General features: G+C 41.1%; 23 protein-coding genes. 10 read left to right on the top strand and 13 right to left on the bottom strand.

What is annotated here, in order from left to right:
- Positions 1-2 precede the first annotated feature (2 nt).
- Entirely contained in the window at positions 3-2,618 is a 2,616-nt protein-coding gene (gene adhE / locus AC27IJ_RS21760; protein WP_312502533.1) for a bifunctional acetaldehyde-CoA/alcohol dehydrogenase, read from the bottom strand.
- A gap of 442 nt (positions 2,619-3,060) precedes the next feature.
- Between adhE and coaW the strand changes: the two genes are divergently transcribed.
- Positions 3,061-3,927 carry a type II pantothenate kinase gene (coaW, locus tag AC27IJ_RS21755; RefSeq protein ID WP_312440791.1) on the top strand — a complete coding sequence of 289 codons (867 nt, stop codon included), beginning with the start codon at positions 3,061-3,063 and terminating at the stop codon, positions 3,925-3,927.
- A 105-nt stretch (positions 3,928-4,032) separates the two neighbouring features.
- On the opposite strand, the gene AC27IJ_RS21750 is transcribed toward coaW, so the two are convergent.
- Genes AC27IJ_RS21750 through AC27IJ_RS21740 form a run of 3 tightly spaced genes read right to left on the bottom strand, consistent with a single transcriptional unit; the run spans position 4,033 to position 6,281 of the window.
- Positions 4,033-4,539, bottom strand: coding sequence for a DUF4446 family protein (locus AC27IJ_RS21750; RefSeq protein ID WP_312440790.1), 507 nt, complete (start codon positions 4,537-4,539; stop codon positions 4,033-4,035).
- A gap of 24 nt (positions 4,540-4,563) precedes the next feature.
- Positions 4,564-5,508 (bottom strand): ParB/RepB/Spo0J family partition protein, encoded by a 945-nt coding sequence (locus AC27IJ_RS21745; RefSeq protein WP_487150778.1) that lies wholly within the window; start codon positions 5,506-5,508, stop codon positions 4,564-4,566.
- 2 nt (positions 5,509-5,510) lie between these two features.
- Positions 5,511-6,281, bottom strand: coding sequence for a ParA family protein (locus tag AC27IJ_RS21740; RefSeq protein ID WP_312440788.1), 771 nt, complete (start codon positions 6,279-6,281; stop codon positions 5,511-5,513).
- Positions 6,282-6,699: 418 nt separating this feature from the next.
- On the opposite strand from AC27IJ_RS21740, the gene AC27IJ_RS21735 reads away from it, so the two are divergent.
- Positions 6,700-7,647 (top strand): alpha/beta fold hydrolase, encoded by a 948-nt coding sequence (locus AC27IJ_RS21735; protein ID WP_487150776.1) that lies wholly within the window; start codon positions 6,700-6,702, stop codon positions 7,645-7,647.
- Between the two features lie 86 nt (positions 7,648-7,733).
- On the opposite strand, the gene rsmG is transcribed toward AC27IJ_RS21735, so the two are convergent.
- The 8 genes from rsmG to rpmH form a co-directional block, all read right to left on the bottom strand.
- Positions 7,734-8,465: a 16S rRNA (guanine(527)-N(7))-methyltransferase RsmG gene (gene rsmG, locus AC27IJ_RS21730; RefSeq protein ID WP_312440786.1), complete on the bottom strand. Its 732-nt coding sequence runs from the start codon at positions 8,463-8,465 to the stop codon at positions 7,734-7,736.
- 10 nt (positions 8,466-8,475) lie between these two features.
- Positions 8,476-10,377, bottom strand: a complete 1,902-nt coding sequence (gene mnmG / locus AC27IJ_RS21725) for a tRNA uridine-5-carboxymethylaminomethyl(34) synthesis enzyme MnmG (RefSeq protein ID WP_313256795.1) — start codon at positions 10,375-10,377, stop codon at positions 8,476-8,478.
- Positions 10,378-10,414: 37 nt separating this feature from the next.
- Entirely contained in the window at positions 10,415-11,794 is a 1,380-nt protein-coding gene (gene mnmE, locus AC27IJ_RS21720; protein WP_312502520.1) for a tRNA uridine-5-carboxymethylaminomethyl(34) synthesis GTPase MnmE, read from the bottom strand.
- A gap of 82 nt (positions 11,795-11,876) precedes the next feature.
- Positions 11,877-12,542 (bottom strand): RNA-binding cell elongation regulator Jag/EloR, encoded by a 666-nt coding sequence (gene jag, locus AC27IJ_RS21715; RefSeq protein WP_312440783.1) that lies wholly within the window; start codon positions 12,540-12,542, stop codon positions 11,877-11,879.
- A gap of 11 nt (positions 12,543-12,553) precedes the next feature.
- Entirely contained in the window at positions 12,554-13,834 is a 1,281-nt protein-coding gene (locus AC27IJ_RS21710; RefSeq protein WP_312440782.1) for a YidC/Oxa1 family membrane protein insertase, read from the bottom strand.
- A 20-nt stretch (positions 13,835-13,854) separates the two neighbouring features.
- Positions 13,855-14,070 (bottom strand): membrane protein insertion efficiency factor YidD, encoded by a 216-nt coding sequence (gene yidD / locus AC27IJ_RS21705; RefSeq protein WP_312440781.1) that lies wholly within the window; start codon positions 14,068-14,070, stop codon positions 13,855-13,857.
- Between the two features lie 4 nt (positions 14,071-14,074).
- Positions 14,075-14,422, bottom strand: a complete 348-nt coding sequence (gene rnpA, locus AC27IJ_RS21700; protein WP_312440780.1) for a ribonuclease P protein component — start codon at positions 14,420-14,422, stop codon at positions 14,075-14,077.
- Between the two features lie 120 nt (positions 14,423-14,542).
- Complete coding sequence (gene rpmH / locus AC27IJ_RS21695) at positions 14,543-14,677, bottom strand: 50S ribosomal protein L34 (RefSeq protein WP_013274848.1); 135 nt, start codon at positions 14,675-14,677, stop codon at positions 14,543-14,545.
- A 357-nt stretch (positions 14,678-15,034) separates the two neighbouring features.
- Here rpmH and AC27IJ_RS21690 point away from each other — a divergent pair, with 357 nt between their 5' ends.
- From AC27IJ_RS21690 to AC27IJ_RS21665, 6 genes are all read left to right on the top strand, one after another.
- Entirely contained in the window at positions 15,035-15,910 is an 876-nt protein-coding gene (locus tag AC27IJ_RS21690) for a glycoside hydrolase family 43 protein (RefSeq protein ID WP_312502522.1), read from the top strand.
- A gap of 1 nt (position 15,911) precedes the next feature.
- Positions 15,912-16,766 (top strand): helix-turn-helix domain-containing protein, encoded by an 855-nt coding sequence (locus tag AC27IJ_RS21685; protein WP_487150772.1) that lies wholly within the window; start codon positions 15,912-15,914, stop codon positions 16,764-16,766.
- A gap of 182 nt (positions 16,767-16,948) precedes the next feature.
- Positions 16,949-17,899: a carbohydrate ABC transporter permease gene (locus AC27IJ_RS21680; protein WP_487151287.1), complete on the top strand. Its 951-nt coding sequence runs from the start codon at positions 16,949-16,951 to the stop codon at positions 17,897-17,899.
- A 3-nt stretch (positions 17,900-17,902) separates the two neighbouring features.
- On the top strand, positions 17,903-18,748 hold the full coding sequence (locus AC27IJ_RS21675) for a carbohydrate ABC transporter permease (protein ID WP_312440777.1): 846 nt from the start codon (positions 17,903-17,905) through the stop codon (positions 18,746-18,748).
- A gap of 37 nt (positions 18,749-18,785) precedes the next feature.
- The gene (locus AC27IJ_RS21670) at positions 18,786-20,153 is read left to right on the top strand and encodes an ABC transporter substrate-binding protein (protein ID WP_312440776.1); all 1,368 of its coding nucleotides are present in this window, start codon (positions 18,786-18,788) and stop codon (positions 20,151-20,153) included.
- Positions 20,154-20,199: 46 nt separating this feature from the next.
- Positions 20,200-21,633, top strand: a complete 1,434-nt coding sequence (locus AC27IJ_RS21665) for an MGH1-like glycoside hydrolase domain-containing protein (protein WP_487150770.1) — start codon at positions 20,200-20,202, stop codon at positions 21,631-21,633.
- An 80-nt stretch (positions 21,634-21,713) separates the two neighbouring features.
- Here AC27IJ_RS21665 and AC27IJ_RS21660 read toward each other — a convergent pair whose 3' ends face one another.
- Entirely contained in the window at positions 21,714-22,343 is a 630-nt protein-coding gene (locus AC27IJ_RS21660; protein ID WP_487150768.1) for an ECF transporter S component, read from the bottom strand.
- A gap of 466 nt (positions 22,344-22,809) precedes the next feature.
- Here AC27IJ_RS21660 and dnaA point away from each other — a divergent pair, with 466 nt between their 5' ends.
- Positions 22,810-24,186, top strand: a complete 1,377-nt coding sequence (dnaA, locus tag AC27IJ_RS21655) for a chromosomal replication initiator protein DnaA (RefSeq protein WP_312440773.1) — start codon at positions 22,810-22,812, stop codon at positions 24,184-24,186.
- Between the two features lie 258 nt (positions 24,187-24,444).
- Complete coding sequence (dnaN, locus tag AC27IJ_RS21650; RefSeq protein ID WP_312440772.1) at positions 24,445-25,566, top strand: DNA polymerase III subunit beta; 1,122 nt, start codon at positions 24,445-24,447, stop codon at positions 25,564-25,566.
- The last annotated feature ends 19 nt before the right edge of the window (positions 25,567-25,585 follow it).

The raw sequence follows: 25,585 nt of genomic DNA, 5'->3' as shown, positions 1-25,585 counted from the left end.
ACTTATTTACCATAGTAAGCCTTTAAATACATTTCTTTGATCTCACTCATAAGAGGATATCTCGGGTTTGCACCTGTACACTGGTCATCAAATGCATTTTCAACCATCTCATCCAGAGTAGCCAGGAAGTTTTTCTCGTCAATGCCATATTCCTTAATGGTTGCCTTGATTCCTACTGTCTTCTTTAATTCCTCAATCTTAGCAATGAATTTCTTAAGCAGTTCGGCATCATCCTTACCTTCGATACCACAGAAACGTGCACACTCTGCATATCTTGCAAGAGTATGAGGATACTCATACTGTGGGAAGGTTCCCATTTTAGTAGGTACTTCACAAGCATTGAAATCCATGACCAAGGTGATCAGGAGAGCATTTGCAACACCATGAGGAAGGTGATGATAAGCGCCTAATTTATGAGCCATGGAATGGCATACACCTAAAAATGCGTTATTAAATGCCATACCAGCCATGCAGGAAGCATCTGCCATCTTACATCTTGCCTCTACGTTGGTTCCGTCATTGTATGCAGTAGGCAGGTAGTTAAATACATTTTTCATTGACTTAAGTGCAAGACCATCTGTATAATCAGAAGCCATTACAGAAGCATAAGCCTCCAATGCATGAGTCATAACGTCAATACCGGAAGCGCTTGTAAGGCCCTTTGGCTGGCTCATCATGTTGTCTGCATCAACGATAGCCATATTCGGCATTAATTCATAGTCCGCAAGTGGATATTTCACCCCTGTTTCCTGGTCAGTAATAACCGCGAAAGAGGTTACCTCAGAACCGGTACCGGAAGAAGTTGGGATGGCCACAAAGTAAGCCTTTTCACCCATTTTAGGGAATGTGTATACTCTCTTACGGATATCCATAAAGCGCATGGCCATATCCTGGAAATCCACCTCCGGATGCTCATACATTACCCACATGATCTTGGCAGCGTCCATGGCTGAACCACCGCCTAAGGCGATAATGGTATCAGGCTGGAATGCCTTCATGGCAGCCGCACCTGCCTGGGCATTTGCAAGGGTGGGGTCTGGCTGGACATCAGAAAATACGGTATAAACAATGCCCATTTCATCTAATTTATCTGTAATCGGTTTGGTATAGCCGTTCATGTAAAGGAAAGAGTCTGTTACTACGAATGCTCTCTTTTTGTTATATACATCCTTTAATTCGCTAAGTGCGACAGGCATACAACCTTTTTTAAAGTAAACCTTATCCGGATTTCTGAACCACAGCATGTTCTCTCTCCTCTCAGCAACGGTCTTAATATTCAGCAAATGCTTTACCCCAACGTTTTCGGAAACAGAGTTTCCGCCCCATGAACCACAGCCCAGAGTCAGGGATGGCTGAAGCTTGAAGTTGTAAATATCGCCGATTCCGCCATGAGAAGATGGGGTATTCACCAGGATACGACAGGTCTTCATAGCCGCTGCATGCTTTTCCATTTTCTCTTTTTCATTTACATTTATATAGAGAGAAGAGGTATGTCCGTAACCGCCGTCGGCAACCAGCTGTTCTGCCTTCTCAATGGCCTCATCAAAGGTCTTAGCCTTATACATAGCCAGAACCGGTGACAGCTTTTCATGTGCAAATTCTTCTTCAATATTAACGCTCTCAACTTCACCGATCAGGATCTTTGCGGATTCAGGAACTTCCACGCCTGCAAGCTTTGCAATGGTGTGGGCTTTCTGGCCTACAATCTTAGCATTTAACGCGCCGTTGATAATAATGGTCTTACGTACCTTATTCAGTTCATCTTCCTTCAGAAAATAGCATCCTCTGGCTGCAAACTCTTTTTTAACCGCTTCATAAATAGGCTCAAGTACTGTTACAGACTGCTCGGAAGCACAGATCATACCATTGTCAAAGGTCTTGGAATGGATGATGGAGCTGACTGCCATCTTAATATCCGCTGTATCGTCAATGATCACAGGGGTATTGCCTGCACCAACGCCGAGCGCCGGTTTTCCGGAAGAATAAGCGGCTTTCACCATTCCAGGACCGCCGGTCGCCAGAATAATATCCGCACTCCTCATGACCTCGTTGGTCAGCTCCAGAGAAGGAACGTCGATCCAACCGATGATACCTTCCGGTGCGCCGGCCTTAACAGCGGCATCGAGAACCACCTTTGCAGCCGCAATGGTAGAATTCTTTGCACGGGGATGAGGGGAAATCATGATGGCATTTCTGGTCTTTAAGCTGATCAGTGTTTTGAAAATAGCAGTTGAAGTCGGGTTTGTGGTAGGAATAACCGCCGCAATCAGACCAATAGGCTCTGCAATTTTCTTAATGCCAAATGCCTTATCTTCTTCGATCACACCGCAGGTTTTGGTGTCTTTATATGTGTTATAAATATATTCTGCAGCATAGTTGTTCTTAATGACCTTATCTTCCACAACACCCATGCCGGTTTCTTCTACAGCCATTTTTGCCAGAGGAATTCTTAACTTGTTGGCAGCACTTGCTGCTTCAAAAAAGATCTTATCCACCTGTTCCTGGGTGAAGGAAGCAAATACTCTCTGAGCCTCTTTCATGGCTTCCATCTTTGCAATCAGGGCATCAACACTATCAATGATCTCAGGAATTCTTACCTGTTCTTCTTTCTTTGCCATCATGATTTTCCTCCAATTTTTAAATATGTTCAATAGGTATTTTTATATCGATATTTTTTTAACGATCTATCGTAATTTCATTATATGTTATTGTTATTTTTTTGTCAATGTTATATCTTACAAAAAAATACAAGGTTCAAGCTATTTTTTATTCAAATCTCATATTATTTATTTTAATACAAGGTTTAACTTAATCATACAGCTCTTTTTCATATAAAACATATTCTGAGCATCTACTTCCTGGTTTATTCTTAAGGAAAAGTATGATATTCGGTCTTTGGACGGATTTAAAAACTTGGCAATGCGCATCATGTATGATATAGTAAGCCTTAGCATTGCAGGTTTGTCTGTGCTTAAATATAATTATGTTACCTAAAACACCGTTCTTTTACAGGTAAGATTATATTGTTTTAATATACAAGAATAAGGGGATTTTAAGATTATGAAAATTACAATTGGAATTGATCTTGGAGGAAGTACCACTAAAATTGTAGGATTTCAAGATAATAAATTAAAAATTCCTACTTTTGTTAAAGCTGATAACCCAATAGCATCACTGTTTGGAGCTCTTGGAAAATTCATCTATGAAAACAACATCCAGTTGAATGAAATTGAAAAGATTATGATCACAGGGGTTGGCAGCGCTTACGTAGAACAGCCTTTATACGGAATTCCTACTTATAAGGTAGACGAATTCACTTGCAATGGTCTGGGAGGACAATACTTTACAGGATTGAACGACTTAATCGTCGTGAGTATGGGAACAGGAACCTCTCTTGTCCAGGTAATTGGAGATAAAATTACCCACACCGGAGGAATCGGCATCGGAGGAGGAACCATCCTCGGCCTTTCAAGCCTACTTTTAAAAACCCAGGATATCTCTCTGATCATGGAACTTGCAAGCAAGGGAAACATTAGCAACATTGATCTCCAGATACAAGATATCTCCAGAACTCCCCTTCCCGGCCTTCCTCTTACTGCTACAGCCTCTAACTTCGGTAAGGTACGAAACCTTGCATCTGACGAGGATATTGCTGTAGGAATCATTAATATGGTACTTCAGGTTATTGGAAAATCCGCTATTTTATCTTCACTGAACAGCAATATCACCAATTTTGTCATGACCGGAAACCTGGCAAAATTCCCCCAGTGCAAAGGCATCTTTCAATCCCTTGAAACCATGTTTCATGTCCATTTTATCATACCGGACCAGGCAGAATACGGTACTGCCATCGGAGCAGCACTTACAGAGGAACGCCATATGGAGATGAGGCAGATCGTATACCCATCCGATAATAAACCTTCATAAATTATTGTAAACTAAAACAAATTATACTATCATAGGTTTTGATAAAAAAGTTTTTTGTTTTACCATTATAAAAAACCAGGTGCAGCTTTTACCGCACCTGGTTTTTTATGAATGATATCCCAATGCCTGCTCCAATGCATCCTTTTCCTCACTTCCAAGCAAGACATCTGTTTCTCCTCTTTCCACTTCCTTGATGTAAACATAACATCCTTCCCGGCTATGAACGGAATTTAAAACAAAACCGGAATTTGTATAATCAAGGATTGCCATTGCAAAGCTTAAGTTTCCGCCCATCCCTTTAAACGCATTGTATTTTATAAGTCCGAATTTCTGGAAAGCACTTCTGTAATTTTTGTTGGTATTACGAAGAGAGTCTTTATTGGCGCGGTCTTCCGCTTTTAGTTCCGCAATATCCTCCATTTGCTCCATAATAATCTCTTCCAGGGTCTCCGCATCTTTTCCCCTCATAAAATAGTCGTATCTGCGATATAGCTTTCTCATTTGAACCAGGCATATGATTACAACGATCAGTAATATCATGGTAATTACAGCTAATCCAATGATTAAAAAAGCAGGATCAACCGCTAACTGATTCAATATACTGTTGTCCATTCTTTTGTCCTCGCTTCCATGATGTTATCTTATGGATTCTATCAACTCTACTATTCTTTCCAATTCTGCCTCAGAATAGTACTCAATTTCCACTCTTCCTTTGTTTCTATCTTTCTGGTTAATACTTACCTTTGTTCCCATGGCAGTTTTCATTCTATCTTCCAGTTCTCTGAAAATCAGGAAAATACTCTCATCCTCTTCCTTTTTTTCTTTTGGTTCTTTTTTCTTTGACATGGATTTAACAAGTTTTTCCACTTCACGGACGCTTAGATTTTCAGCAATAATCCTTCCTGCAATCTGGAATTGCATTTCCGGATCGTCAACAGCCAGAAGCGCCCTGGCATGTCCTCCTGTGATCTGGTTTTGAATGAGCATATCCTGTACTCTTTTTTCCAACTTTAATAAACGCATGCTGTTGGTGATGGTTACCCTGTTTTTGGCCACACGCGCTGCAATTTCTTCCTGCTTTAAACCAAATTCCTGCATCAGACTTTGATAAGCCTTGGCTTCTTCAATGGGATTTAAATCTTCTCTTTGTACATTCTCGATCAATGCAATTTCCATTGATTGCTGCTTCGTATATTCCCGGATTACCACAGGCACTTCTTTCAAGCCTGCCAGCTTTGCCGCTCTCCATCTGCGTTCACCGGCGATGATTTCGTAGAAATCCCCCTTTTTCTGTACCAAAAGAGGCTGTAAAACACCATATTCTTTCATGGATTCCGCCAATTCCATGAGAGATTCCTCACGGAAATCCATTCTTGGCTGATTATGGTTCGGTTCAATGGAGGATATTTTAAGGAACAGCCCTTTTCCTGTTTCCGGTTCCTCTTCCCCTGTTCCTTTTCTTACGTTTATCTGCTCCGGCTTTGGATGGTTTTTCATTTCCTGTTCCTCTGCCGCTGATTCCATTACTTCATCTCCGAAAATTGCTCCAAGGCCTTTTCCTAAACCCGTTCTCTTTGCCATAATTATATTTCTTCTCCTCTGCTTATTACTTCTGCCGCCAGTAACCGGTAGCTTTCCGCTCCTGCTGATCTGGAATCATATAAATTAATCGGCATTCCATGGCTGGGAGCCTCTGCCAGTCTGACATTTCTGGGTATAATGGTTTTATAGATATTCTGGTTTAAATTATTTTTAACGCTCTCAACAACCTCCAGGGAAAGATTTGTCCTGGCATCATACATGGTAAATACTACGCCTTCCATCTCAAGGGCAGGATTTAGCTTCTTTTTTACCAGATTTACCGTTTTCAATACCTGGCTCAATCCCTCTAACGCATAATATTCACATTGAATTGGTACCAATACGGTGTTTGCAGCTGTTAAGGCATTAATTGTCAATAGATTCAATGACGGAGGACAATCTATGATAATAAAATCATAGTGTTTCTTGACTTTTTCAAGATATGTTTTGAGGAGTGTTTCCTTGTTCTCAATTTCCAATAATTCAATCTCTGCTCCTGCTAAATCCACATTAGAAGGAAGCAAATCCAAGTTTTCCTGAACATTGGTAATCAGACATTCTTCAATTTCACACTCTCCTACCAGCAGATCGTATACCGTTCGCTCAATGGAACTTTTTTCGATCCCTAATCCGCTGGTCTCATTTCCCTGTGGATCAAAATCCACAGCCAATACCCGCTGTCTTGATTCTGCCAGACAAGCAGATAAATTGATTGCAGTAGTCGTTTTACCGACTCCGCCCTTCTGGTTTGCTATCGCAATGATTCTTCCCATTTTTAATTTTGCCTCCTAATGAATCAAGCGGGTGTGCTCACTTATCCAGTTGATTCATATATTCAAGGCTGAAAGATGTATTTCTTTCAACCTTTTCTTGTTATAACATCCGGAAATTGCAGTTCAAACTAGAGTATAGCATACTTTATTTTTTTTTCCTATGGTTTCCTGTAAAAAAAATCTATAAAATATAATAAATGTTTCACGTGAAACATTTTTCCAATCTTATTCCTACACTTAGTTGGTATAAAGCTATATCCAAAAGATTTTAGCATCTTTTTTGCCCAATTTTTTAACTATAAATGAATATTTGTAAGGTTTTTCCAAGTTTTAAGAATAAATTAATATGTTAGGCGTTGTAAGTCCATATTGATTATATTATAATAAGAAAAGATCAACTCATTTCAGGAGGTAAAATATGAAAACAAAGAACAAATTATTGACCTTGCTTATTTTATCAGCCAGCACAGCAACTGCCACTGCTGTCATTAATAAATGTATTAAATACTCTGCAACCTCCAAAAACATACTATCTGATTCAAAGCCCCTTTGCTATAAATGGCGTTTTGGTAATATTCATTATACAAAGACTGGAACCGGCAAGCCACTTTTACTCATTCATGATTTAACGGCTTGTTCCAGCGGATATGAATGGAACCAAATGATTAACTATTTAAAAGAACAGTATACCGTATATGCTATAGACCTCCTGGGATGCGGACGCTCTGAAAAACCGGATCTGACTTATACTAATTATCTTTATGTACAGATGATCTCTGACTTTATCAAATCAGAAATAGGACATCGTACGAATGTCATTGCATCCGGCGCTTCAACGCCTCTTGCTGTCATGGCATGTAATCAGGCACCAGAATTATTTGATCAGATCATGCTGATTAATCCGGATACCTTACTATCATGCAGCCAGATACCAAACAAGCATGGTAAAGTTTATAAATTTATTTTGGACTTGCCCATTTTAGGAACACTGCTCTATCACATCGCTACCAGTAAAAGGTCAATTATGGAAGATTTTGCTAATAACTTCTATAATCCTTATTCTGTAAAGACCTCACTGGTTGATGCTTACTATGAATCAGCTCATTTGGGTGAATCACCAAAATCCTTATATGCCAGTGTCAGATGCAATTATACTAAGTGCAACATTGTAAATGCTTTAAAGAAAATCGATAACAGCATTTATATTATAGGGGGGTGTGAAATGGAAAACATTAATGAATTGATCCGGGAATATCAGACATATAATCCGGCCGTTGAAAGCTCCCTGATTGGAAATTCCAAATACCTACCTCAATTGGAAAATCCTTCAGAACTGTATCGCGTCATTCAAATGTTCTTTGCATAATTAATAGATATAAAAAATGTTTCACGTGAAACATCCACTGCATCATTGCTGAACGAACAGTTCAAGGATGTTTCACGTGAAACATTTTATTTTAAAGGCTCCTTTGATGGCAAGCCCGCTTTTCTTGGATACTTTTTAGAAATACCATTATTCTTAACAATCTTCACTAAGGAACGTTCCGCATCTGTTCCCGGTAATAAAAAGGTTTTCACTTCTTCCACGCTTCCTCCTAATAAAAATATGGCGTGCTTTGCTGCTCCCAGCTCTTCTTCAATCTTTCCTGATTTATATGGAATAAAATGACCTCCGACCTTAACAAAGGGCATACAGTATTCGGATAACGTGCTAAGGTTAGCAACTGCTCTGGAGACACAGAAATCATATTGTTCCCGGTGGAGAGGATCTCTTCCTAAGTCTTCTGCCCTCCCGTGGATGGCCCCTATTTTTTCAAGTCCCAAAGAATTAATTACTTCATTTAAAAAGTTTATCCTTTTATTCAAGGAATCCATTAATGTAATTCTTAAATCAGGAAATGCGATCTTTAAAGGAATTCCGGGAAACCCTGCTCCGGTTCCCACATCAATGATCTTATAATCCTTTGTACCAATATCTCCCATCGCTTTTATCAAAGACAGACTGTCAACAAAATGCTTTGTAATCACTTCATCCATTTCAATAATCGTAGTCAAATTCATAAATTTATTCCATTCAACCAATAATTCAAAATAATTATAAAATTGATTTATTTGATTTTCTTTTAACTCTATGGACAATAAATTCAATTCTTTCCGGAGACTTTCTTCAAATACTCCTGTCATATAATACTCCTCATTCTTTCTTTTCCAGGCTCTTCTGATAACGAAGCTGCTCCAGAAAAACGAGCAGAACGGATATATCTGCCGGTGACACACCGGATATTCTGGATGCCTGTCCAATGGACATGGGCTTATACAGATTCAGTTTCTGGATGGCCTCTTTTCTAAGCCCCTTTACCGCGGTATAATCAAATTCTACATCAAGCTTTTTATTTTCCAGCTTTTTATACTGAATTACCTGCTGTCTCTGCCTGCGGATATATCCATCGTACTTAATATTAATATTGACCTGTTCCATCACATCCTCTGAGAGAGCGGGCCTGTTCTTATCTAATTTAGTTAACATAACATAGTCCAGCTCTGGTCTTCTCACCAACTCTGCCAGGGTTGTACCAGTTTTTAAAGGTGTACTCCCGTTTTCTTCAAGAAACTCCTGTACTTCTCTGGATGCCCCTATATTGGTAGCTTCCAGGCGCTTGATTTCTTCCTCAATCAGCCGTTCCTTTAAAAGAAGCTTTTCATGCTGTTCATCACTGATCAACCCGATGTCGTGACCGATTCCCATTAAACGGATATCCGCGTTATCCTGACGAAGCAACAGCCTGTATTCCGCCCTTGAGGTCATCATGCGGTACGGTTCATGATTTTCTTTTGTAACAAGATCATCAATTAAAACGCCGATATAAGCCTGGGAACGGTCCAGTACGATTTGGTCTCTCCCCAGTATTTTCATGGCCGCATTTACACCCGCCATAAAGCCCTGGACTGCCGCCTCCTCATATCCGGAGCTTCCATTAAACTGACCGCCGCAAAACAATCCGCTGATCGGTAATGTTTCCAGAGTTGATTTAAGCTGTATGGAATTGATGCAGTCATATTCAATAGCATAAGCATTTCTGACAATTTTCACCTTCTCCAACCCCGGAACCGTCCGGTACATGGCATGCTGCACATCCTCAGGCAGAGAGCTTGACATACCTCCTAAATACATTTCATTGGTATAAAGTCCCTCCGGCTCAACAAAGACCTGATGACGGTCCTTATCCGGGAATTTAACTACCTTGTCCTCAATGGATGGGCAGTATCTTGGCCCGGTGCCTTCGATGGCTCCTGAGTATAAGGGAGAACGGTCTAAGTTTTCCCGAATGATCTCATGGGTCTTTTCATTGGTGTAAGTAAGCCAGCAGGAAACCTGCTCTTTTTGCAGCGCTTCCCTATCTGTGGAAAAGGAAAAAGGCACTACTATCTCATCCCCCAGCTGCTCTTCCATCCTGGAAAAATCAATGCTTCTCTTATCCACTCTGGCTGGAGTTCCCGTCTTAAAACGCAGCATTTCGATTCCATGCTCCTTTAGGGAATCGGTCAGATGATTGGCCGCCTTAAGGCCGTTAGGGCCTGTATATTCGCTTACATCGCCATAGATGCACCTTGCTTTCAAATAGGTTCCCGTAGCCAATATGGCAGCCTTGCAGTGGTAAACTGCTCCGGAAAAGGTCTTAACACCTGTAAGGGTTCCATCCTCTACAATAATTTCTGTAACCTCCGCCTGCCTTATGGTCAAATGGTCCGTATTTTCCAGGGTCATTCTCATGGCTCTGGAATATTCCTGTTTGTCCGCCTGAGCCCTTAAGGAATGGACTGCCGGTCCTTTTGACTGATTTAGCATTTTGGACTGGATAAAAGTTTTATCTATAATTTTGCCCATTTCACCGCCTAAAGCATCCAGCTCCCTTACCAAATGGCCTTTGGAGCTTCCGCCTATATTGGGGTTACAGGGCATCAGCGCAATGCTGTCCACACTGACTGTAAACATAATTGTCTCAAGGCCCAGCCTTGCTGAGGCCAGGGCCGCCTCACAGCCGGCATGGCCTGCTCCGACTATGACAACATCATAAGATTCTTCTAAATTCTGCATTTCTTTCTCCTTTCGTATCATTCTCCATCCTAATTCCTTACTTACCCATACAGAACTTACGGAATATCTCATGCACCAGATCATCCCCTACAGATTCTCCCAGGATGGTTCCTAACTGCTCATAAGCATCCATTAAATCAATGGAATAAAAATCCTCCGGCATTCCCTTATTCACGCTTCCTTCCACCATAGAAAGACTCTTAAGTGCTTCTAATAGGGCATTTTTATGCCTTACATTTGTGATATAAACCTGATCATTAAAATCAATTTCACCCTGATAAAACATAGCCTTTATCTCATTTTCCAGATTCCCGATCCCCAGACCTTCCTTTGCGGAAATGGGAATCACCCGATGCCCGGTTCTCTTTTTAATCATATCCTCTGTAACAACAGGAATAAGATCCGTCTTATTTAAGAGGACAACTGCCTCCCTGTTTTCAATGAATTCCAATATCTCCTCATCATTTTCATCAAGAGGACATGACCCATCCACCACATAAATAATCAGATCAGCATCCTGGGCCGCGTTTCTAGCCTTCTCAACACCGATCTTTTCAACCACATCCTCCGTATTCCGGATTCCTGCCGTATCAATGATATTAAGGCTTAAGTCCTCCAGCCTGATCTGCTCCTTTAAGGTATCCCTGGTGGTTCCTGCAATATCCGTAACAATTGCCCGCTCCTCTCCCACCAAAACATTTAAAAGAGAAGACTTTCCTGCATTTGGTTTACCTAAGATAACAGTTTCAATACCTTCCGAAAGAACTCTTCCATTATCTGCAGACTTAATAAGAAGATTCAGTTCCTCTTTTAAAGGCATAAGCGCCTGCAAAAGAAGCTCCTGGTACCCATCCAGAGAAATGTGTTCCGGATCATCAAGAGCTGACTCAATAAAAGCGATATGATAAATGATTTTATCCCTCATATCCTTTATTTTCCTGGAAACTGCTCCCTCTAACTGGCTGACGGAAGACTTTAAGGCATAATTATTTTTTGCATGAATCACATCAATAACAGCCTCAGCCTGGGATAGATCCATCCTGCCGTTCAAAAATGCCCTTTTCGTAAATTCTCCAGGTTCCGCAGGTCTGGCACCGTACTTTAATACAGTCTCCAGAATCCTTTTCGTTACAAGAACACCTCCATGGCAGTCAATCTCAACCGTATCCTCTGCCGTATAGCTTCTTGGTCCCCTCATAATCAGAACCAGAACCTCATCAATGACCTCATCCCCATCACAAATATAGCCGTAATGAATGGTATGGGAAGGCTCTTTGGAAAGCTTTTTCTCTCCTTTTCCCTTTCCCTTAAAAATCTTATCTATAATCTGAAATGACTCCTCGCCGCTGATTCTCACGATCCCAATACCGGAACTGGACATGGCTGTGGCGATGGCCGCTATTGTATTCATTTTCATATTCAATCACCTGAATAAACTTCTCTTTAAGAAAAGGGGTGAGGGTGCCTTCCGACAGCCCCAACCCCTCATAGTTATTTGTTTATTTATCTTTTTCCTGATTCCGCTCTTTTTTTGAATAATCCTTCTTTAAAGAAATAACAACATGCCTGAATGGATCCTCTCCTTCACTTCTTGTAACAACAAACTTGTCATTCTGAAGTGAGGAATGGATAATCCTTCTTTCATAAGGATTCATTGGTTCCAGAGAAACGGAACGTCTTGTCCTCTTCACCTTGTAAGCAATGTTTTTTGCAAGAGTCTCCAGAGTTTCCTTTCTCCGCTCCCTGTAATTTTCCGTATCAAGCTTTACCCTGATGTAATCTTCATTTTCCTTATTTATAACAAGGCTCACCAGGTATTGCAGGGAATCCAGGGTCTGTCCTCTTTTGCCTATTAAAATTCCCATGTCATCCCCCGACATGTTGATGGAAAGCTCTTTTTCTTTTTCAAGATAAGAAGATTCCATATGCACCCCTAAATCCATAGCGCCGAACACATCGGAAAGAAAGGCCATAGCCTTGTCTTCCATGGTTTCTTTCTTTTTTGCACGGATGACAGCCGGCTTTGAACCGATAAATCCCAGAATACCATTACTGCCCTTATCAACAATCTCGTACTCCAGCTTATCACTGGTTGTCCCTAATTCGATTAATGCCTTTGTAATCGCTTCATCAACGGTTTTAGCTGAAACTGTAATCATATCCATAGGTCACCCTCCTATTTATTGTGCTTTTCGTTGAACTTCTCAACCATCCTAGCCTTAGATGCAATGCTGCCCGGATTTGAGGCTCCGCTGTTATAATAATCACTGGAAGCCTTAACCTGATCCCTTGTCTTCTCTGCCTTGGCATTACTCTCAGCTTCCTCTTTTTCATTGACAGCCTGAAGATTTTTCAAACTAGCTGTGGCATTCTGGGAAACGCGCTGAGGAGGAAGCCCCTTCTTGGCACGCTTTTTATTAGCCTTTTCAACATTCCTCTTAATCATGTCATCCATATCAATCTGGTTTAAATAGCGGTTTACCGCAACCTGCTGGATGATCTGGAACACGCTTGAGGCAATCCAGTAAATACCGATACCGGATGCAAAGGTGAAACAGAAAAATACAGACATAAGCGGCATAACCGTATTCATGCTCTTCATGGACTGAGCCATGGCATTGTTTTCATTATTACCAGTTTGAGGCTGGTTTACTGTCATCAACCTGGCACTGAACCACTGGCTGAGACCGGCCAAAATTGGAATGAGGATAGCAAGACTGAAATGGAAGCCCCCTCCTGGCGGAAACAGTACGCTGGATGGCGTAGATGCTAAGTTGATTCCCAGGAAGGAATTCATATGGGAAATCTGGGCTGCATTGGTTGCAATGGTATCCTTAATGGATGGAAATAATTCCTGTAAATAATTCCACTGGCTGGGATTTAACTGATATAAGAAGTCTACCATTCCATTGCTGCTGGTAAGGCTTCCGATTCTTGATACATTGACTTTATTATCTGTGGCAAACTGTGTCAGCATCCCCACATGATCTACCCCAAGGGAATTGATGGCTGTCACCACATTTTCAAATACCGTTTTAACGCTCTGTACATAGGCAGGAATATGATAAATAACCTGATACAAGGCGAAAAGAATTGGCATCTGGATGACAAGCTGCACACAGCCTCCTGTCATGGAAGTTCCATATTTTTCATAAACCGCCTGAACCTCCACGTTCTGCTTTCTCATGGATTCCTGGTCGGTCTTTCCTTTATACTTTGCCTGAACCGCTGAAATTTCCGGCTGCATAACACTCATAAGCTTTGAAGATTTCTGCTGTTTTAAGGTCAGCGGAAACATAAGAAGCTTTGTTACAAGAGTAAATAAAATAATACACAAACCAATATTCTGGATTCCAAACGTGCTGGTCAGCTTAAACAGCCAATCCATGATAACACCCAGAACGGTCGCAAACGGCCCCAAAATGCCTCCTACCTTAGTCAATACTAAGAATTCCAATAGAACTACCTCCTCATCTGTTACGGAACTGGATCATAACCGCCTTTTGCAAAGGGATTACACCGAAGTATCCTTTTGCAAGCCAAAAATGTACCTTTTAACACGCCATACCTTGTAAGTGCCTCAATGGCGTATTGAGAACACGTAGGCGTGTAAATGCAGTGAGTTCTTATTTTCAGAGGAGAAAGATATTTCTGGTATCCTCTGATCAACAAAATCATGACTTTTTTTACCATAAGATCACTTCGATTCTTTTTTTAAAATGTTATGAAGTCCGCACAAGTGCAGATATGCACTTTCGATTGTTTTGTAATTTTCTTCCTTTGCCGCTGGTCTTACAACGACTACGATGTCTAATCCTGCCTCTACCATTTCCTCATGAAGCCTGAAGCTCTCTCTGATTAATCTGGTTATGTGATGCCTTACAACGCTGTTTCCTACCTTCCTGCTGACAGATATGCCGATTCTGGTTTCCGGCCTGTCCGTTTTCTTAACATACATGACAAGAAGTCTGTTGGCAAGGGATTTTCCATTCTGATAAACTTCTTGAAAATCCCGGCTTTTCTTAATTGAATTAAAATGTTTCATGAAACTTTTACCTATCTCCTGTCCACTCTTTTTGGACATAAAGGTATACCAAAAAGGTATTTTCCTGTTTCCCAGGAATTTGAGAAAAGAAAAGGCCACAATTACTTGCGGCCTGGTCCATTAAGCTGATAATTTTGCTCTTCCTTTTGCTCTTCTAGCGGCTAAAACTTTTCTTCCGCCTGGAGTGCTCATTCTGGCTCTGAAACCATGAACTTTGGATCTCTGTCTCTTCTTTGGCTGAAACGTCATCTTCATAATCTACGGACACCTCCTCTTGTTACAATAGCTTATCATAGGCAATATGATGAAACATATTGAGACTATTTTAATTAAACATCGTTTCAATTATATAGAACAAAAGGTGGTTAGTCAAGGGAAAAATATATTTTTTCTTTCAAAACCAATACTCTCCCGGCTTTTCTGCAAGGCATTCCAGATACCGGATCAGAAGCATAAAAGACATTCCTTTCCATATAAAGGAAAAATCCCATAAAGTCGGCTCATAATCTATCAATCAAACCATTTATACAGTATAATAAAACTGGAAAATATTTCTATCTGTTCATATGGATAGATATGGGAAAAACGCTCTTATGAAAGGATGGTTTGCAAATGAATCTTGAAAGAATCAACATCAGAGATCCCTTTATATTGGTAAATGAGGAGAAATACTATATGTATGGAACACGGGCTGAAACATGTTGGACATCTGCCACCGGATTTGACTGTTACATCAGCGAAGACTTGGAAAACTGGAATGGTCCTTACGAAGTATTTCATAAGCAGGAAGACTTTTGGGCCGATTTAAATTGCTGGGCTCCGGAAGTCCATAAATACAACGGTTCTTATTATATGTTTGCAACCTTTAAAGACAGTCATTCCCATGGAGGTACTGCAATTTTAAAGGCAGATCATCCCTTAGGACCGTTTATACCTCACAGCGAAAAGCAAATAACACCCCAAGACTGGGAATGCATTGACGGAACGTTTTATGTAAGTCCGGAAGGAAAACCCTATATGGTTTTCGTTCATGAATGGGTCCAGATTTCGGATGGTTCCATCTGTGCCGTAGAACTGAGCCTGGATCTAAAACAGGCGGTATCTGAACCCATACTTCTCTTTCACGCTTCAGAAGCAAAAGGCTGGATCGTCCCCGTAAAAAATAAAAGGCCTGGTACAAATTATGTAACGGATGGTCCTTTCCTGTACCGAGCCAAAAGCGGCCGCCTGATTCTTCTCTGGTCCAGCTTTGGTAAGGAAGGATACACGCAGGCTCTTGCTTATTCCGGCAATGGAGATATTACAGGAAAATGGGTTCAGGATGACAGGCTGCTTTTTGAAAAAGACGGAGGCCATGGCATGATATTTAAAAACCTATCCGGTGAACTTTATCTTACCCTTCATACCCCTAATGAACATTTAAAAGAGCATCCTGTTTTTTACAAACTGGAAGAAACAGATGACACCCTTTGGGTCAGCGGAACTTAATATGAAAAAAGTGATTTTTACAGGAAAATGCGATGGAATCGGAATCAGCCATGTAGCCAGGGACTGTGACCTGGCTGAAACCATTGGATTTTATAAAAATGAATATCAGATTTATTATATCCTGGATGGAGAGCGTTTTTTCTATTCAAACAATAAAAGCTACAGGATGTCAAAAGGCACCCTGTCTTTTATTGATAAAAAAAAGATTCCTTTTACGAACGTAATCGGTGGAAAATATCATGAACGGATATTAATAGAAATTGAAGAAACATGGCTGATCTCTGCAGGAACTGTTATGGAGCTGGACTTAACGGGGTTTTTCAGCAATTTACACGGCGTTCTTCAGATGAATTCTAAACATCAGGAGATCATTGAAAAGAAACTCCGTAAGATGGAAGAAGTTTTGAAGGCAGAAAAACCTTATGCCTCCGCAGAAGTGAAAGAACTGCTTTTTTCCATCATCATAATGATTTTAAACGGAGCTGGTACCAGGCCGGAGGAATACCATACTACAGGCGGTAAAATGATGCGCTATGTAAAAGTGAAGGAAATTATATACTATATTATGGAGCATTATTCTGAGATTTATGGTCTGGAGGACCTGGCAGGCATATTTTACCTTGATAAAAGTTATTTAAGCCGCATCTTCAAAGAAGTGACTAATTTTACCGTAAATGAATTCATCAACATACAGAAAATCGACCGTGCCAGAAATCTGCTAATAGATGATTCCCTTTCCATAGAGGATATTTCAAAAAAATTAGGGTATGAAAGACTTTCTTATTTTGACCGGGTTTTCAAAAAATACGTAGGGATGTCTCCCCTTCAATATAGAAAATCCAGGAAAACCCCATAAGTCCAGTCAATTTAGTGAAAATAATGAGGATTTTTTGATGTATTGGCGCTTTGCCCAACATATGTTGTTATTTTCAATTAAAAACAGTAAAATATATACATATAAGAGCAAATCCGGATTTCATTATTGTACATTTTAAACATCATTTTAAAACGTAAAGGAGGTTAGACAGATTGAAAAAGATGAAAAAGTTCTGTCGTGACAATTTTATCCCATATATTTTTCTGCTTCCCTGGCTTATAGGAATTCTGGGACTGACGGTTTATCCCATGCTCATGTCGCTCCGCATGAGTTTTACGGATTACGATTTCACAAAGCCCGATTCTGTCCAGTGGATCGGTTTCGGCAATTACATAAGAATGTTTGGTTCATTATTAGGCATCACTGATTTTACAGCGGCATCAGGCAAAATAATGAGGGTCGACCCCTATTATTTAAAATCATTATCAGTGACATTCACCTATGTGTTCACATCGGTGCCCTTAAAGCTGGTATTTGCATTGCTGGTAGCTGTACTGATGAACCAGAAACTGCGGTTCGTGTCTTTTTACCGCGCCATATACTACATTCCCACACTGTTAGGCGGTTCTGTGGCAATTGCAGTTTTATGGAGAAAGTTATTTGAAAAAGAAGGTTTGATAAACGGCATCCTTTCGTCAATTGGATTTACGGATTTACCAGGGTGGATAACCAATCCCAAGTATGCTTTGGGCACTCTGGTACTTCTCACAGTATGGCAGTTCGGTTCATCCATGATCATCTTCCTGGCCGGCTTAAAACAGATTCCCACGGACTACTATGAGGCCGCCAGTGTGGACGGTGCCAGTAAAGTCCAGCAGTTTTTTTCAATAACTATTCCATCACTTACGCCGGTTATACTTTTTAACCTCGTCATGCAAATGATTTCAGCATTCCAAACCTTTACCCAGGCATACATCATTGGCGGCGGCAAAGGAGGAGTCTTAAACTCAACTCTTTTCTATACACTGCATTTATATCTTCAGGGGTGGACTTACCATGAAATGGGTTATGCCTCTGCAATGGCATGGGTACTTTTAATTATTATCGGAGTATTTACGGCAGTCATATTTGGATCATCAAAACTATGGGTCTCCTACGGAAACGGGGAATAATCTATGAAAGCGAAAAAACAATTGCATATCATCATGACACATATTTTTATCGTAACACTGGGAATTACCATGCTTTATCCGGTTATCTGGATGGTTGTCAGTTCCTTTAAGCCCAACAATATGATATTCAGCGACGCCGGTCTGATTCCCAAAGCAATCACCATTGATAATTATATCAGCGGCTGGAAGGGCTATGCAGGCGTTTCATTTGGTAAATTTTTCTTAAACTCCATGCTTCTGTGCATAACTGCAGTGGCCGCAAACCTTATATCATGTACTATGGCTGCTTATGCTTTCGGAAGGCTCAAGTTCTTCGGAAAAAATTTTTGGTTCGGTATCATGATGATAACCCTTATGCTTCCGGCACATGTTACACTGGTGCCCCGTTATATCCTTTTTAATAACTTCGGCTGGGTCGGCACTTACTTACCGATCCTGGTTCCCAAATTTTTAGCCACTGACGCGTTTTTTGTATTTCTGCTTGTACAATTTATAAGAGGACTGCCAAAGGATCTGGATGAAGCCGCCATCATAGATGGCTGCGGAAAGATCGGAATATTTTTCAGGATTGTGATACCTCTTGCAGGACCTGCAATGGTTACGACCGCACTCTTTACTTTCCTCTGGACATGGGATGATTTTTTTAATCATCTTCTCTATCTTACGTCTCCGGCAAGCTACACAGTATCCCGTGCCTTAAGAACCTTTGTAGGGGATGCGGGCGCCGTATCAAACTGGGGAGGTGCACTTGCCATGTCCACTCTCGCCATGCTGCCAAGCTTTATTTTATTCTTTTCACTTCAAAAATATTTTGTTCAGGGAATCGCTACATCCGGGATTAAGGGATGACACCCTTTCAATCAAATAACATGAAAAGGAGAATACTATGAAAAAATCAATTCAACTGCTGTTAGCCGCCTGTGCAGTCCTTTCCTTATGGGGATGCAGTTCCAAAGCCGTTACAGAAACAACAAATGCTCCGGCTGCGGCTCCTACAGAATCACAAAAAGCAGAAAATGAACCAGTTGACACAAAAGTTCTTCCCCCCTATACCGGCGAAGCGGCTGAACTGCGTTTCGGCTGGTGGGGCAATGACGAACGCGCTGCCCTCACCAATCAGGTGATAGACAGATTTATGAAAGCCTATCCAAATATCAAAGTTACAGGCGAACCTAACGGCGGTACTGCCGATCATTTCCAGATCATCGATACCCAGCTGCAAGGTAATAATGCTCCGGATCTGATTCAATTCGGAGGAAATTATCCGGACTACATACAGTATCTCACACCCCTTAACGATTTTCTCGGTAAGCAGCTTTTGATCGGTACTGCCGGACAGTTTGACCAGGTAGCCCTTGAAGCTGCTACCCTGGACGGAAATCTTTATGCCGTCAGCCTTGGAACCAACACTCTTGTTCTTGCCTATAACAAATCATTGATAGAATCCGCCGGTGCCGCTGTCCCCGATTACAATCTGACATGGGATGAACTGATTGCCTACGGCAGAGAGTTAAAAACCAAGCTGCCGGATGGCGTATTCCCCTTTGTTGATAACAGTACTAATCAGGCCAACTACTTAAGCTACTATTGTCAACAGGAAGGCACTCCATTATGGACCGCCGATCAGGGCGGCAAAGGTTATTTGACACTGGAAACTTCTAAAAAATGGATTAAGTTATGGGCCGATTTAAGGGCCGAAGGACTGATACCCGATGCTGACACTACGGCAACCTACGCAGAATCAGGCGCTGATAGTTCTGCCCTAGTCGCAGGCAAAGCTGCAATCGGAATGATATGGAGCAACCAGTTAGCCGGTTATCAGGCGGCTATGACCGACCAGCTTGGAGCGACCACACTTCCGGCAGGCGGTGAAAAGGCATACGCAATCCAAATGAGCCAATATCTTGGAATCAACAAAAACAGCCAGAATCAGGAAGCAGCGGCCCTCTTCATTAATTTCTTTGTGACCAGCCCCGAAGCCGGTGAAATTCTTGGCACAAACCGCGGCATTCCATGTTCTCCTATTGTACGTGAAGCAATCACCGGGAAATCCACTCCAGTTGACGCAGCCGTCTATTCTATTTATAATGCGATCAGCGACCGTTCCATTCCCCAGGGGCCAAATTTGCCAAATGACCAGGAATTCATAAATGAATTACACCTCATTGGCCAAAATGTGGCCTATGGAAGTATTACCGAAGACCAGGGTGCTGATGATCTTTTTGATCTTGTTCAAAGGCTTATTGTAAAATAATAAAACTTGATCAGCAGGATAATCCGCTAACCCTTGGAGGCAAAATGTGAATATTCAAACAAATGTATCATTTCATACTTCTTATGAACTTTTGCAAAAGCTTATGGATTCAGCCGAAATAAAAACAGGGAATAATTTAAAAAATTTCAATTCCAGACTTGTACTGATCGAAGGCGGTGGCTACGAAAAATTATGGCTGGAAACCCAACCCATGGGCGGGGAAATGTACGCAAAAAGAAACATGGAAGCCGGACTGAATAACCATCTTTTGTTCATGGAAACCCAAAGGAAGGATGGCCGATTTCCCGGAAGCATTGCTTTAATTGATGGAAAAATCACTCCCCAGTTCAATAAATTCCAGGGATTCTGCTTTCCCTCTTCTGCTCTTAACATGTATTATTTAATGGGGAAAGATCCGGAATATTTAAACCTGCTTTATATTTCCCTGGAAAAATTTGATACTTATTTATGGAATGTAAGGGATTCAGACGGTGATGGCTGTCTGGAAAGCTGGTGCAAATACGATACCGGAGAAGACCACGCTCTCCGGTATGGGGATGCACCGGATTCCTGGAGTGGAGAAGTTCCCCCAAAAAATTGTCAGATCGTGCCCATGGCATCCATGGACATTATGAGTTTTTCTTATTCCTCAAGGGAAATTCTTTCAAAAATCTGCAGAATACAGGGAAATGAAAGCAGGGCTGAATTCTGGATAAAAAAAGCATTATCCGTTCAGAACAGAATAAAAAATTATCTTTGGGATGAAACAAAAGGTGCCTGCTTTGACCGGGACCGGAATCATAACGTCATGAATATCATGACCCATAACAATTTAAGAGCCATGTACTGGAACAGCCTGACCCATACCATGGCCGGCCATTTTGTCACAAAGCACCTGTTGAATCCGGAAGAATTCTGGACTAATATGCCCCTTCCATCCATTGCGGTAAATGATCCTCTATTCCGTAACATCACCACCAATGACTGGAGCGGACAATCCGAGGCTCTCACCTATCAGCGGGCAATCCGCGCTCTTGAGAATTATGGCTACGATCATCTGATCCCATATTTGGGTGAAAAACTGTTCCAGGCAATTGGAGAAACATGCATCTTTGTTCAACAGTATGATCCTTTCACCGGGAAACCATCCCTGGAATCCTTAGAAGGAATCCAGGATTCCTATGGCCCTGCCATGCTTTCCGTTATGGAATATACAGCCCGCATGTACGGAATACATATAGAACACGAAAGGATTTACTGGGGAACTACAGGGGGACACGAAAGCCTTTACGAACAGGTATGGGGGAAGCATACATATAAAATCAGAAACTCCGGGTCCCGGGCAGAAGCTTTTGTTGATGGAAAAAAAGTTTTTGAAGCTGGAAAGGACTTAAAGATCATTACAGATATAAAAGGCAATCTATTGGATTTAAGACAATTCAAGACACATGCGGATATCAGAACTATAAAAACTTTTTAATAATTCACATCATAATAGGAAGAGCCATTTCTCCACCAAATGATTTATCCATGGAGAAATGGCTCTGTTATTCGTAGTGATTACCCTTTCATTGCCTTAAACAAGGCCTGTGTAACCGCCACCGTAAGAATTCCCGCCACAATGGCCTCAGGAATTCCGTTGATGCATATAATTCCAATAATTACGGAATAAATTCCTTCCGTCAGTCCCCTTGCCGCCTGTCCGTACTCTTTTCCGAAAAATAAGTAAATCAGATTCATTACCAATAGAGTATTGGTTAATGATCCGGCGGCTCCTGCGGCCGCTAAAGCAATGGTCATCTTTCCGCTTTTTTCACCAAAAGCTTTTAACACCCCACGAAAAACATAATAGGCTACGATTCCCACAAGAATCCTTGGAACCATACAAATAATCAGGCTTCCTATATTTCCGCCGTACTCTCCCACTTTAATAAAGGGAGAAAATACAAAGGACGTGGGATTGGGCATGTTGGTATTTTTCCACAAACTAGTCAGTCCGAATACCATTCCCAAAAATCCGCCATATTTTGGTCCAAGAATAATGGCTCCAATTATGACAGGAACATGAATGACGGTGGCGTTCATAAATCCCAGGGGAATATACCCAAAGGGCGTAAACGCCATGATGACGATAATGGCAACAAATACGGCTGCCAATACCAGGCTACGGGTTTTGTTTTCAATATTCATTTTTTTACCTCCTGTGCTACTGTTCTTTTAAAATAAGATACAATGCATCTGGTTACATGTGCATTATATTATAGAAAGCTTTTATCCGTCAATCCGCGTCAGGAAATTTACGCCCATTTTGTTAATTTACATAAACTTATCAACATTATGGGGATAACTTGTGGAAAACTCTATGGATATTATCTTGATAATTGCCATTTTATTCACAGGCCTGTCCTTTCAGCCCATATAAATTCCACGCTCCCGGGATGTGAATAACACAACTTTCCAAATTTACCCTTTTTGTGGAAAACTCTCTCTCTGGATGATTATCAACATATGATTCACATGCAATACACATCCTCTGCACACACTTATCCACAATATTTTACTATTATCATTGAAAATTGTTTCGAAATAGTATAGAATGAACTGTAGATTGGGTAAATGCGCATATTTGCATTTTTATAAATGTAGGAGACATACAATGTTAGAAAAGTTAAAGGAAAAATGGGATGAAATCTTATTGAATTTAAAAGAAGAACACGAAATTACGGACGTGTCTTTTAAAACATGGCTTCTTCCGCTGAAGGTTTATTCTGTAAGCGGTGAAAAAGTCATCGTCACGGTACCGGATGTGGAATTCTTGGGATACATCCGCAAAAAATACGGATTTCTTCTAAAGATCACCATAGAAGAAGTGACTGGATTTGAGTGCAGCGTCGATTTTGTCGTTGAAAACCAGATCCAAAAGGAGGCAGCGACCACACCTGCAGGCAACACTCTTATTACAAATACCATGAATCAGGTCAGCCAGTCGGCTATCATAACCGCGAATTTAAATCCGAAATACACCTTCGATACCTTTGTGGTAGGTGCAAACAACAACCTGGCTCATGCTGCTTCATTAGCTGTTGCAGAATCTCCAGGTGAAATTTATAACCCTCTGTTCATATATGGAGGTGTTGGTCTTGGAAAAACCCACTTAATGCATTCCATCGGCCATTTTATCTTAAAAAACAATCCGGCTGCAAAGGTCCTTTACGTGACCAGCGAGAAATTCACCAATGAGCTGATCGATGCGATCCGTAACAAAAATAACTTCTCTCCTACTGAATTCCGTGAGAAGTACCGGAATAATGACGTTCTGTTAATCGATGATATTCAGTTCATCATCGGCAAGGAAAGTACCCAGGAAGAATTCTTCCATACCTTCAACGCCTTATACGAAGCCAAAAAGCAGATCATTATTTCCTCCGATAAACCACCGAAAGAAATCGAGACACTGGAAGAACGGCTCCGTTCCCGGTTTGAATGGGGCTTAACAGTGGACATACAGTCCCCAGATTATGAGACCAGGATGGCCATCCTCCGGAAAAAAGAAGAAATGGAAGGCTATAATATTGACAATGAAGTCATTAAATACATAGCAACCAATATCAAATCCAACATCCGGGAGCTGGAAGGCGCCCTGACTAAAATCGTGGCTCTCTCCCGCCTTGATAATAAGGAAATTACCGTAGAACTGGCTGAAGAAGCATTAAAGGACATTATCTCCCCCAACGATAAGCGGGAAGTCACGCCGGAACTTGTCATACAGGTGGTTGCAGATCACTACGGCATTACTCCGCTTGACATCTCTTCCCAGAAACGGAACAAGGAAATCGTTTATCCGCGTCAGATTGTCATGTATCTCTGCCGCGAAATGGTTGGAACCCCCTTGCAGATGATCGGAAAATACTTAGGAGGAAGGGACCACACCACCATCATCCATGGAATAGAAAAAATCACCGTGAACATGAGCAAAAACGAATCTTTAAGCAACACCATTGAAATTCTTAAAAAGAAAATCAATCCACAATAAGGTGTGTATTAGATGTTAATCATCTGTGGATAATTAAGGGCCTAAAACCGTTTCTCATCTCCTTGTGGATAACCTTGAAGTTTTCCTTCGTTTTTGTGGACGTTATTCACATCGTTATGAACATGGAAACATCTGCCTTTATATAGGTTATTAAGGCTTTTACACAAACCCACAGCCCCTACTACTAATACGACTAAATTTAACTATATCATCCATCTATTTATTGCAATTTCTAGAGCAAAGGAGTTATCAACAATTATGAAACTGACATTTAAACAGGATGCGATCCTAAACGGCATTAATATCGTACTGAAAGCAGTTCCCAGTAAAACCACCATGTCCATCCTGGAATGCATCTTCATCGATGCCAGCGGATCAGAGATAAAACTGACCGCCAATGATATGGAGCTGGGAATTGAAACAAAGGTAGAAGGAACCATCCTGGAGAGAGGAAAAATCGCCCTTGAGGCAAAACTGCTTTCGGAGATCGTAAGAAAACTCTCTTCTGCAGGAGATTCCCTTGTCACCATTGAAAGCGATGAGAAACTTACCACCACCATTTCCTGTGAAAACTCCGTATTCCATATCCAGGGACGGGATGGGGAGGAGTTTGCTTATCTTCCGTATATTGAACGGGATCATTATATCTGCCTTTCCCAGTTCTCTTTAAAGGAAGTTATACGCCAGACCATTTTCTCTATTGCCCCTAATGACAGCAACAAGATGATGACCGGAGAGCTTTTCCAGGTATCCGGGAACCAATTAAAGGTGGTTTCTCTGGATGGTCACAGGATTTCTATCCGGAATATTGAATTAAAAGATACTTATCATGATATAAAAGTCATTGTTCCTGGCAAGACTCTAAATGAAGTCAGCAAAATCCTGGGTGGGGACAATGAAAAGGAAGTGCTTATTTTCTTCAGCACCAATCACATTTTATTCGAATTTGATGATACCATCGTTGTTTCCCGTTTAATTGAAGGAGAATATTTCCGGATTGATCAGATGCTTTCCAGCGATTATGAGACAAAGACCGCAGTCAATAAAAGAGAGCTTTTGGACTGTCTTGACCGGGCCACCATCCTGGTGAGGGAAAATGATAAGAAGCCCCTGATCATGAACATTGAAGAACAGGAAATGCAGCTTAAGATGAATTCCAGTTTTGGTTCCATGAATGCTCAGGTTCCGATTCATAAAACAGGAAGCGACATCATGATCGGCTTTAATCCCAAGTTCCTGATTGATGCCTTAAGGATCATTGATGATGAAGAAGTAACCCTTTATATGCTGAACCCTAAATCCCCATGCTTTATCCGGGATGAAGAAGGAAAATATATTTATCTGATCCTTCCTGTCAACTTTAATGCGGCAGCTGTTTAAACTGTCCATATGCGGTGAC

Source organism: Lacrimispora sp. YZC11 (genome assembly GCF_057543815.1).
This window is presented reverse-complemented; position numbering and strand designations above follow the sequence as displayed.